This is a genomic window from Flavobacterium stagni (genome assembly GCF_004122105.1).
Classification (GTDB): Bacteria; Bacteroidota; Bacteroidia; order Flavobacteriales; family Flavobacteriaceae; genus Flavobacterium; species Flavobacterium stagni.
The window spans coordinates 712661-724788 of sequence record NZ_SBKN01000001.1; the positions used below are offsets into that span (position 1 = coordinate 712661).

General features: G+C 42.7%; 9 protein-coding genes. 4 read left to right on the plus strand and 5 right to left on the minus strand.

The window, feature by feature from the left end:
* Nucleotides 1-2181: a M12 family metallo-peptidase gene (locus tag EQG61_RS03160; RefSeq protein WP_129460437.1), complete on the plus strand. Its 2181-nt coding sequence runs from the start codon at nt 1-3 to the stop codon at nt 2179-2181.
* Between the two features lie 40 nt (nt 2182-2221).
* Here the strand turns inward: EQG61_RS03160 and mfd are convergent, their stop codons facing one another.
* The 3 genes from mfd to EQG61_RS03175 form a co-directional block, all read right to left on the minus strand.
* Complete coding sequence (gene mfd, locus EQG61_RS03165; RefSeq protein WP_394345556.1) at nt 2222-5524, minus strand: transcription-repair coupling factor; 3303 nt, start codon at nt 5522-5524, stop codon at nt 2222-2224.
* 57 nt (nt 5525-5581) lie between these two features.
* Nucleotides 5582-6160, minus strand: coding sequence for a hypothetical protein (locus EQG61_RS03170; RefSeq protein ID WP_129460439.1), 579 nt, complete (start codon nt 6158-6160; stop codon nt 5582-5584).
* Nucleotides 6161-6325: 165 nt separating this feature from the next.
* On the minus strand, nt 6326-7528 hold the full coding sequence (locus EQG61_RS03175; protein WP_129460440.1) for an NAD(P)/FAD-dependent oxidoreductase: 1203 nt from the start codon (nt 7526-7528) through the stop codon (nt 6326-6328).
* Between the two features lie 410 nt (nt 7529-7938).
* Between EQG61_RS03175 and EQG61_RS03180 the strand changes: the two genes are divergently transcribed.
* The 3 genes from EQG61_RS03180 (at nt 7939) to EQG61_RS03190 (ending at nt 9535) form a co-directional block, all read left to right on the plus strand.
* Entirely contained in the window at nt 7939-8418 is a 480-nt protein-coding gene (locus EQG61_RS03180; RefSeq protein ID WP_129460441.1) for a nuclear transport factor 2 family protein, read from the plus strand.
* Nucleotides 8419-8504: 86 nt separating this feature from the next.
* Nucleotides 8505-8930 (plus strand): hypothetical protein, encoded by a 426-nt coding sequence (locus EQG61_RS03185; protein WP_129460442.1) that lies wholly within the window; start codon nt 8505-8507, stop codon nt 8928-8930.
* A 17-nt stretch (nt 8931-8947) separates the two neighbouring features.
* A complete protein-coding gene (locus EQG61_RS03190) occupies nt 8948-9535 on the plus strand; it encodes a globin family protein (protein WP_129460443.1) in 588 nt (195 codons plus the stop codon).
* Nucleotides 9536-9587: 52 nt separating this feature from the next.
* On the opposite strand, the gene EQG61_RS03195 is transcribed toward EQG61_RS03190, so the two are convergent.
* Entirely contained in the window at nt 9588-10529 is a 942-nt protein-coding gene (locus EQG61_RS03195) for an L-threonine 3-dehydrogenase (RefSeq protein WP_129460444.1), read from the minus strand.
* A 210-nt stretch (nt 10530-10739) separates the two neighbouring features.
* Nucleotides 10740-12077 (minus strand): ammonium transporter, encoded by a 1338-nt coding sequence (locus tag EQG61_RS03200; protein ID WP_129460445.1) that lies wholly within the window; start codon nt 12075-12077, stop codon nt 10740-10742.
* Between the last annotated feature and the right edge of the window lie 51 nt (nt 12078-12128).

Here is a 12128-nt window from a genome sequence, read left to right on the forward strand (position 1 = left end):
ATGAAATTACGATTACCCCTGCTACTCGTTTTGTTTTTTTCTTTGGCCCAAGCGCAACATCGTGTGGGGAAGGAGATTAAAGCGTTAGAGAACAGTAGAACGCTTTTTGTACCCTTTACCGTATTGACGGAAAAAAAGGGTTACCACAATCAAACCGTTGAAGCTGTTTTGGCGCATCCAACCTACGCGCAACTTGCTACCACAGAATTGCAATCCATTCTGTTCTTACGTCCTGAAAATATCGAAGTAAGTCTTCCCTTCGAAGACGGAAATCTTACCGTACAATTGTATCGTGTAAATCCATTTGCAGAAGGGTTTCACGTGGATACGGACAAGTCTAAAAATGAATCCTACACACCTGGGGTATACTATCGTGGGATTATTAAGGGGGATTACGAATCAGTGGCTAGTTTTAATTTCTTCGAAGGGTCATTAAATGCTGTGATTTCTGGTCATGGGTACCATAATATTGTTGTAGGGAAATTAACCAATTCCCCCGATTATGTGGTGTATTCCGATGCAAAAATGAATGTAGCCAATCCATTTTCTTGTGCTACGGAAGACAAAGGTGTTTTACCTGTACCAACAACAGCGAACTTAGATAAGAATGTAAATTCTACGCGATGTGCAACAATGTATTTTGAAATCGATAACGATATTTATGTTCAAAATGGAAGTGATGTTGTAGCTACTACGAATTGGATGACGTCCGTTTTTAATAATGTGCAAACTTTGTACTCTAACGATAACATTACCGTTGCATTGCGATCGCTGTACATTTGGACTACTCCCGATCCCTATGAAGGAATTGGGACCTCTTCAATAGCATATTTGTATAAGTTTAATGAAGTCCGACCCGTTTTTGATGGGGATGTGGGACAATTAATCGGGATTGATGATGGTGGTTTAGGTGGACTAGCTGTTACAATTAATGGAATATGTACCTCTCAAAATTTTTGTTATTCTGATGTAGAGTTTGATTACAACTCGGTACCCACTTACTCGTGGACGATAGAAGTAATCACGCACGAATTTGGCCATTTACTAGGTTCTCCGCATACACACGCTTGTGTGTGGAATGGTGATAATACAGCGATTGATAACTGTGCAACAGCAGGTCAAGGTTCGTCTGCGGAAGGCTATTCCTGTCGGACCACCCCTTTAACAATTCCCGTCTCAGGGACCATTATGAGTTATTGTCATATCGTTAGCAATGTGGGTATTGATTTTAGCAATGGTTTCGGACCCCAACCTGCCCAACGAATCATTGATACTTTCGACAGTAGCCTATGTCTAAGTACCGATTGTATCAATACCTGTATCAATACCATTGAAACAATAGTTGTTGAGTCCACAACGTTGACCACAGCAACATTGAGTTGGATCGATACGAGCGGGTCAACACAATGGAATATTCGCTATTATCTCAATGGCGATACTCCGGGTAACTGGACTACCGTTTCCAGTACAAGCGCTACGTTTACCAATTTAACGCCCAATACGTACTATGTTTTTGAAGTTACTCCTATTTGTCCAAACGGCTTGGAGATTGGTGGCCGAACACTCTTGTTCATGACCGCAGATTCCTATTGTACAGGTTCCGTATTTACCGATACGGGAGGAGCAACTGGGGATTACGACGACGAGCAAACTATGGTTCGAACACTAATTCCGAATGTACCTGCCAACAACATTACTTTAACTTTCTCAGTATTTGATTTAGAATTGGATTACGACTATATGTACATTTATGATGGAAATTCAACTGCAGCTCCAGAATTCAATAATGGGATTGGATTTACCGGAAATACTATTCCTGGTCCATTTGAATCTTCAGCGGCAGACGGCTCCTTAACCATCCAATTCAAATCGGATCAGTTTGTGACAGAAGCGGGTTGGGTAGCCACCATTGGATGTACGCCCAATCTAAATGCAACTACTTTTCAAGGAATCGATTTTACGTATGCACCCAATCCAACCAACGGAATTGTTCAAATTCAATCGAAAACGCCTTTGCAATCCATTGCAGTGTACAATGTAACAGGACAATTGCTTTATTCAGAAGCCCTGAAAGACACGACTACGAATGTCGATATAAGTAGTTTTGCACCGGGTACGTATTTCTTCTCCTTACAATTTGATGAAGATCATACGGTCCATTTTAAAGTGATAAAAAAGTAAATCAGTATAATTAGAAAAGCCATCGTTAAGATGGCTTTTTTTATAACTTTTCTATAAGCTCTAATGCTTTGTGTATTGATTTTACCTGTTCAAAAGTAATCAGTAAGCGCAACCCATTCTTGGTTTGCTTTTCCTTGATTTTGCAAATGTTTCCGTTGCGTTGAACATACTCTAAAATCTGCATGAAACGGTTGGTTTGATAAAAATCACTTTGCTGATCTCCGATAAAATACCCCACCATTTTGTCTTGTTTCAAAATGAGCTTTTCAATCCCCAATTGGGTCGCTTTCCATTTGATACGGATGCTATTAATCAATGCCTTGGCAGGTTTCGGTAACGGTCCAAATCGGTCTACCAAACGTTGCTCATACTCTTCCAAAGTTTTAATATCCTTAATGGCACTCAATTCGTTGTACAAATTCAAACGCTCGGTGATGTTGTTCACATATTCATCCGGGAAGAGCAATTCAAAGTCGGTGTCGATTTGTAAATCTTTCACATATTCCTTCGTTTCTGCATCGTTTTCCTCCTGGTACAAATCCTTGAATTCGTTTTCTTTCAACTCTTCAATGGCCTCATTCATGATTTTTTGGTAGGTTTCAAAACCAATTTCATTGATGAAACCGCTTTGTTCACCACCCAATAAATCACCCGCACCGCGAATCTCCAAGTCTTTCATCGCAATATTAAATCCGCTGCCCAATTCACTGAATTGCTCCAACGCATGGATACGTTTGCGCGCATCATCGGTCATCGCAGAATACGGCGGCGTGATAAAATAACAAAACGCTTTTTTATTACTTCGGCCTACCCGTCCGCGCATTTGATGCAAGTCGGATAACCCAAAATTGTTGGCATTATTGATAAAAATGGTATTTGCATTGGGAACATCCAATCCACTTTCAATAATCGAAGTAGCTACCAATACATCAAATTCCCCATTCATAAACGCCAACATCAGTTCTTCCAATTTCTTTCCGTCCATTTGGCCGTGGCCAATGCCAATGCGGGCATCGGGAACCAAGCGCTGAATCATTCCCGCAACTTCCTTAATGTTTTCAATGCGGTTGTGAATGAAAAACACCTGACCGTTGCGCTGAATTTCATAAGAAACCGCATCGCGAATCAAATCTTCATGAAACCGCACCACTTGCGTTTCAATCGGATAACGGTTCGGCGGCGGTGTTGTAATGACCGATAAATCGCGTGCTGCCATCAACGAGAATTGCAGGGTTCGCGGTATCGGGGTCGCCGTCAATGTCAGTGTATCAACTGTATGGGAAATTGTTTTGAGTTTGTCTTTCACATTTACCCCAAACTTCTGCTCTTCGTCAATGATCAATAAGCCCAAATCCTTAAACTTCACATCTTTGTTGACCAATTGATGGGTGCCAATGATGATGTCCACTCTGCCTTCCTCCAACAACTTTAACGTCTCGTTTTTCTGTTTGGTGGTTTTGAATCGGTTGAGGTAATGAATCGTGACCGGTAATTCCTTCAAACGTTCAGAAAAAGTGCGGTAATGTTGGTAGGCCAAAATTGTAGTTGGTACCAATACCGCCACTTGTTTGCCATTGTCTACCGCTTTAAAAGCAGCACGAATCGCAACCTCCGTTTTTCCAAAACCTACGTCACCACAGACCAAACGGTCCATCGGACGGTCATTCTCCATATCGGCTTTTACGTCTTGGGTGGCTTTGTATTGATCGGGCGTATCTTCGTAGATAAACGAACTCTCCAATTCTTTTTGTAAATAACTATCGGGAGCACAGGCAAAACCTTTCTCTGTGCGGCGTTTGGCATACAACTGAATCAAGTTGAAAGCGATGTGCTTTACTCGTGCTTTGGTTTTTTGTTTTAAAACCTTCCACGCATTGGAACCCAACTTATAAATCTTCGGTGGGGTGCCGTCTTTGCCGTTGTATTTCGAAATTTTATGCAGCGAATGGATGCTTACATACACAATATCATTATCGGCATAAACCAACTTAATCGCTTCTTGGGTTTTGCCATCGACCTGAATCTTTTGCAAGCCCCCAAATTTCCCAATCCCGTGATCAATGTGCGTTACATAGTCGCCTACCGTCAAAGAAGTGAGTTCTTTCAGGGTAATCGTTTGCTTTTTGGAATACCCATTTTTTAAATTGAAACGATGGTAACGTTCAAAGATTTGGTGGTCGGTATAACACGCAATTTGGTTTTCTTCGTCCACAAATCCTTGGTACAACGGAAAAACCACAGTATTGTATTGCTTGCGTACACTTTCGTGATTTTGTTCGTCAATATCTTCGAAAATATCATGAAAACGGTTCGCTTGGTTTTCATTGGAACAAAACAAATAATTCTTGAATCCGTTGAAATGATTCTCCCCCAAATTGTTCAACAACAAATCAAATTGCTTGTTAAACGAAGGCTGAGGCTGCATCAAGAACGGAACGGTTTTGTCCGCATTAAAATGGGGTTGATTACTCAATTCTACCACCGAAAATCGGTCGGCACGCTTCATGAAAAAGGCCTGATTGATAAACAACTCTTCAGGTGATACGTGGCGAATGCCCGCTTCTAATTTCCCAAACGCTTCCGTCGCTTTGGCAAACAACTTGTCCAATTGTTGGCCGAGCACTTCCGTATGTTGCAAAAACAACACGGTGGACTCGTCAATATAGTCCAAAAAACTCTCGCGGTTTTCTTCAAAGAATTTATTCTCTACATTGGGGATAATCGAAATCTTTTTCAATTTCTCAATCGACAACTGGGTCTCCACATCAAAACTACGGATGGAGTCGACTTCATTACCAAAAAACTCAATGCGGTACGGATTGTCATTCGAAAAAGAAAACACATCGACAATCCCACCACGTACCGAGAATTCCCCCGGTTCTGTGACAAAGTCAACCCGTTTGAAATTGTATTCAAACAAGACTTCGTTGATAAAGTCAATACTCGTTTTGTCGTTGACCGAAATCTTTAAGGTGTTTTTCTCCAATTCCTTTTTGGTCACCACTTTCTCAAACAACGCTTCTGCATACGAAACAATGATGGCGGGCTTTTTGCGCGAATTGATGCGGTTCAAAACCTCGGCGCGCAACAAGATATTGGCGTTATCCGTTTCCTCAATTTGGTAAGGACGACGGTACGAACCCGGATAAAACAACACATCTTGTTCGTTGATCAATTGCTCCAAATCGTTGAGGTAGTAAGCTGCTTCTTCTTTGTCGTTAAATAACAGCAAAAAAGGACGATCGGCTTTCTCAAAAAGGGCTTGGATTACAAACGAAAGGGCAGACCCCACCAACCCACGAGCGTTAATTTTGACATCGCGATGTTCTAGGGCTTGGGCAATAAGTTGGACTTTTGGCGCATTTTGATACACCGAAAGTAGCGTTTGCTTACTCAAAACTTAGTGATTTATAGGCGTGTTGGGAATCGCACGCGTGGTGTCTTTCATTTTTTGGAAATCCGGTTCACCTTCTTCACGCGGAATTAAACTGCGTTGCACAATTTCTTCCAACTGTAATTGTAAATATTCAATTTCGGTATTGACTTCACCCACCAATTGCACCACTTTGTCGTCGGGGATTTGGTTGAGATGAATGTACAAATCCATACTTTTTAATTTGGTATTGATCACCATAATGCGGGCGCGAACTTGCGGCTTGTTGAACTCCTGCGGAACGCCCAGCAATAATTCATTGGATTTAGCCACCAAAACTGTTGCTTTTTTCTGGAAAGCACTCAGCGTACTTTTGGGCTTTTGATTGACTTCCCTCAAAAAGTTACGCCACTCATTCCAAGTGCCAATACGCGCCATGGTTTGGGGTTCCATAGGAGCAATGTCAAATTCCCAACCCCGATTAATCGTGTTGAAAATGGCTTCCTTCTTTTTTGCTTCTTTTTGTTGTTCAATCAATAACGTACTGTTGTCGTTTTGACAACTCATCCAAAGTACCGAACAAAAGAATACCCAACGTAGTTTCATGGTGTGCGTTTATGCCCTGCAAAAATAAGAAACTAGTTTGGAGTAATTGAGTTAAACATTTGGTAAGTTTTGAAGTACATCCTCTATACCTTACCACTTCCAATTAAAAAAGGAACCCCGAATTGCTTCAAGGTTCCTTTTCTTCCATCGGGTTTAGAGTGCAACTTATGGGAGGTAAGAAAATCCGCGGCGTGTTTTCCAGAGGAAGTATTTTTCTAATAATATTTTAGAGAAATCATACAACACATTAGGGATCATCAATGCAATGGTGCGGGGTTTAAATAAATGATTGGAAAAAATAATCACTTCTTTTTTGCCACAGTCCATGATGCAAACGCCGGGAATTTTACCCCACGCTTTTTCTTTTAATTTTTGTTCTCCGCGTGAAACACGAAGAATATTTTCAGCTACGATTTTACCCGTTTCATCAGAGGGATACCCTGTTTTGGGTGAAGCAAAAGGAACTTTCGCTGGAGTAAAAGGGAGTTTTACATCAACTGCAATACCTGCTGCCCAAACATTGGGGAGTTCGCGGTGACGGTAATCATCACCAACCGGAATATATCCGTTGGGTGTCGCCAATAAACTGGGAGAATGTGTCACAAAATCAACCCCAATAAACGGCGGCATTAACATCGTGAAACGGGATTCCAATACAGTGCCATCTGTGAGAATGACTTGGTCTTCTTTCACTTCACCAATGCCCACTTGCGTATGGAAATGAATGTTAAACATCTTCATAAACCCTTTCAACATACTTTCTGCTAAAGGCATGCCGTCTATACCAAAGTGACCCAAATAATCTTCGGGTGTCACCCAGTGCAAATCGACTTTCTTACGAATGTTTTGTTCGCGCAGCCATTTTTCCATATTGAATAAAAATTCATAGGCAGCACCCATACAACCCGCGTTTTGTGTGGCACCAATAACTACTGGCCCTGGATTCTTTTTGAATTCTTCTAAGGCTTTTCGGGTTTTCATCGCACCGTTGGGCGTGCCAATGTAGTGGGCAAATTCTTCTACCCCTGGCGCAATGTCGTATTTCACTTTTGGTCCTGTAGCTACCACCAAATGATCGTAAGCAAACTCACCTTTATCGGTAACCACAAGTTGTTTTTGCGTATCAACGGTTAGGGCTTCGGCTTGAACAAACTCTACACCTTTACGTTGTAAAATGGTATCTTTTCGAAAAGAAATGTCTTTAATATCTCTTCGTTTAAAAGGTACCCAAATCAAAGAAGGGATGAAAAGGAATAGGGGAGATTTGTCAATTAAAATCACACGATGTTCGTTTTTCCCTTTGCGTTTTAATTCCAATGCGGCGGTCATTCCTGCAAAACTTCCACCAACGATTACTGTAGTTTTCATAACCCAATGATTTTATAGTGTAAAGGTACACTTACAAAATGGCGTGGTCGGTGACTTGTGTTACATAGGGAGGTAGTTTTGAGACATTAGTCTTTAGACGTTGGACGTTAGTCAATAGTAATTGATTTTAGGCCTAATTTTTATAAGGCAGCACACGTTGGGTATTCTATCAAGTGCCTTCCCGTTTTCGCCTTTATCTCCCTTCCGATGGTCGGGAGGATGCCGGCTCTACCGGGGCTGTAGTCAAGTGCCTTTTTTAATGAGCCAATGAGCCAATGTGTCAATTAGTCAATGTGTCGATGTGCCAATAAGCCAATAATTCAATGTTTCCTATCCATATTCATCTTTTTTGTACCTTTCAAAAGTCTAACGTCTAATGTCCAACGTCTAACGTCTAAAATTCTACACCCATGAAACACCTTTTCCTTTTCCTCACGACTATCGCTTTGGCGCAAACCCCAAAAGAAGCGGTCAATCAATTACTGGACAATTGGCACAGAGCGGCAGCTACGGCCAACTTCAACGCGTACTTTGATGCAATGGATGACGAATCGATTTTTATCGGTACCGATGCTACAGAAAATTGGGACAAAAACGCATTCAAAGCTTTTGCTAAACCCTATTTTGATAAAGGGAAAGCTTGGAACTTTACCGCTTTGGAACGTCATATCTTTTTTTCTGCCGATGGCAAAATGGCGTGGTTTGACGAATTGCTTAACACCCAAATGAAGATTTGTCGCGGAAGTGGTGTGCTGGTATTAACTCCGCAAGGATGGAAAATCAAACACTATGTTCTGTCCATGACCATACCCAACGACACCACCGATGCCGTAATCAAAATAAAAGCACCACTGGAAGACCCTATAATCCAGCAGCTTTCTAAAAAATAAGAGTTCCTTCGGGAACTTTTTTTTATTCGGATAAAACCGACTTTTATTTTTCTCCGTATATGCTTTAGAAACAAAAACTAAAACACATGAAAAGGAAAAAATTAAAAGTGATTATAGGTTCGCTGCTCGGCACCTTTTTGCTCCTGTTTATAGTCTTGGTAGCCCATATTGCTACCGCCAAACCTATCGAGAATGCCCACATACAAATTAGTCGTATCGATTTCGATAAACCCTTAGATACGACTATGGCTTCTCAGATCAAAGACCAACTCCATGCCATCCCCGGTGTGAAAAGCGACATTATTGTGAAAAATAATGTAGTGGTCTATTTTCATGATAACACGGTGGCCAACTCCCAACAAGTTTTTGACCAATTGATGAAAAAAGGCGATTACAAAGCACAGCGCTTTGTGGTACCTGCAGAATTGGCCAACGCACAAGTGTGCCCCGTGATTAAAAAAGACAGTTGGAGCTACCGCTTCTCGTCTTTCGTTCAAGGAATCTTTAATTAACACAAAAATAAATTGCTATGAAATTTTTGAAACAAACCTCCCTCGTAGCTGTATTGATTGCAGCCGCTTTTGCCACTTCATGTAGTAATGATGATGACAATAGCACTCCCGCGAAACCTTCCATCTATGCACGTTTAGGCGGAACCACTATGGTGTCTGACCCTGATAATCCAGGTCAAATGATCGAACAAGGTCGCTTGAGCTACCGTAAAGTAGTGAACTCAACAGTGGGTCTTATTGTAGCCGATATTCAAGCCGGTGCTTCGGGTAATCTTGGTGCGCACTTTGCTCCTGTATTGGCAGAAGTAGGTGCAGGAAACACCACCAACTTGGCTATTTTGGTTGACAACTTGACCGATTTCTTCTCCTTCAACACTGGAGGAACCAATCCTGTGAATACATACAATGGATTGAACATGGTGGATGCACACAACCCGGCTACGAATCCACGTATGGGTGTGAAATCAACTAGTGCCAATTATGACAAATTTGTAGGGTATGTAGGCGCTGCAGCACAACAAAATGGTGTAGCCGCTAATACCGAATTATATACCGATATCGTTGCGGTATTGGAATCGTTACGAGCGCCTATTGTTCAACAATAGTAGTTTTTGTTTAGAGTGAAAAGGCCTCCCTAGGGAGGCCTTTTTGATTTTGTTATTTTCGTAAGTTGTCCAACATCACTTGGGTCATTGCACTCATGTTGTATTCGTGTTTCCAACCCCAATCGGATCTTGCACTTGAATCATCTATACTTGCTGGCCAAGAATCCGCAATCTTTTGACGGAAGTCGGGTTTATAGGTAATCGTGAAATCCGGAATGTGTTTTGTGATTTCTGCGGCTATTTCTGCCGGAGTAAAACTGATACCCGCTAAGTTGTAGGACGAGCGAATTTTAATCGCCTCCGCATCGGCTTGCATGATTTCAATCGTTGCGCGAATGGCATCTTCCATATACATCATCGGAAGTTTGGAATCATCGCGTAAAAAACATTCGTATTTCCCGTCCTCCAAAGCTTTGTGGTAAATGTCAACCGCATAATCGGTGGTACCACCTCCTGGTTCGGAGGTCCAACTGATTAAGCCGGGGTAACGGATACTACGCACATCGACGCCGTATTGGTGGTGGTAGTATTCGCACCAGCGTTCGCCCGTTTGTTTCGAAATACCGTATACGGTGGTCGGTTCCATAATGGTATACTGAGGCGTGTTTTCTCTCGGCGTAGTTGGGCCAAATACCGCAATACTCGAGGGCCAAAAGATCTTTTTGATTTTTCCGGCTTTCGCCAAATTCAACACGTGAAACAAGGAATTCATGTTCAAATCCCAGGCAAAAGCAGGGTTCTTTTCTGCCGTAGCCGAAAGTAATGCCGCCATCAAATACACGTCGGTAATCTGGTATTTCTCAATTAAATGTTCGATTTGATTGTAGTCAAGCGCGTTGACAACTTCAAAAATACCCGTATTCACAATGTCGTTGTTGAGCTTCCGAATATCCGAAGCCACAACATTGTCAACACCGTATTGTGCACGTAGTTGTGTCGTCAATTCAGTACCTATCTGTCCACAGGCACCAATGATTAAAATTTTTGTGGTCATGTAGTGGTTTGTTTGTAGGGCAAAGATAGGAGATTAATGTTTCAAGTTTAATGTTTCAAGTTTCAAGTTTAGACGGTAGACTTTAGACATTAGTCGTTAGAAAGAAATGAATAGGAATGGAAGGTTTTTAAGTTAACACGTCAATAGAAAGATTCATTTTCAAATCTTCAAATTCTCAAATCTTCAAATTTTCAAATTTTCAAATCAAAATCACACCTTCTCCCCGTGCTGCGACAAGTCCAGTCCCAGTTGTTCGGATTCTTGGCTTACGCGAATAGGAATAAGGAAGTTGGTGAATTTAAAGAGGAGGTAAGCACCGCCAAAGGTAAAGGCCGACACCAAGACCAAGGCCATCATGTGGTGACCAAACACCGACCAGCAGCCGTAGAGTAGGCTGGCGTTTTCCCCCTGCGCGAAAAGGGCGGTGAGAATCATTCCCATAATTCCGCCCACTCCGTGACAGGCAAACACATCTAGGGTATCGTCAATTTGTTTTAAGCGTTTCCAGTACACCATGGTGTTGGACACCAGAGCGGTTACAAATCCGAAGAAGATACTCTGCGGAAGGGTCACATACCCCGCGGATGGGGTGATGGCTACGAGTCCGACCACAGCGCCAATACACGCGCCGAGGGCCGAAACCTTGCGTCCGTTCAATCGGTCAAAGAATACCCAAGTGAGCATGGCAGCCGCAGAGGCCACGGTAGTAGTCGCAAAAGCAAGTGCGGCGGTAGCGTTGGCGGCGAGGGCAGAACCCGCATTGAATCCAAACCAGCCAAACCAGAGGAGTCCGGTGCCGAGCAGCACAAACGGAATGTTGGTCGGAATATGTTCGCTATTTTGGCGTTTTCCCAAAACGATTACCCCTGCCAGTGCGGCAAACCCGGCGCTCATGTGAACGACGGTGCCGCCGGCAAAATCCTTCACACCGAAATAGCCGCCGAGGAGGCCGTGAGGGTGCCAAATCATGTGGCATAACGGTGCGTAGATGAGTAGGGTGAACAAAGCGATAAATAAAAGAAACGAGATAAAGCGTATGCGTTCGGCCAGCGCTCCCGTAATGATAGCGGGCGTGATGACGGCAAATTTCATTTGAAACAACGCATACAAAATAAAGGGAAGCGTACTTCCGAGTGATTTATGAGGCAAAAAGGAGACCTGGTCAAAGAAGGCAAAGTCGGTTGGGTTGCCAAAAAGGCCGTAGTATTTCCCGTCAAGGGTAATGCCAATGGGGTCACCAAAGGACAGACTAAACCCAACAACCACCCAAATCAAACTGATTACACCCAAACAGATAAAACTTTTGAGCATGGTGGAGATCACGTTCTTCTTGCCCACCATTCCGCCGTAGAAGAACGACAGTCCGGGGGTCATGAGTAGCACCAAACAGGAAGAAGTAAGAATCCAAGCGATATCGGCGGTTTGGAGTTGGTCGGTGGAGCCAAAGGTAGCCCCAACGACGGGTTCGGCATGCGGCCAAACGAGTCCGGCGATCGCTACGACCGTAATCATGACAAATGCGGAGATCCAACGTTTTTCTAATCCCATACCCTTGTGTTGTGTAGGGTAAAATTACAAAACAAACAGCATTTTAATAAA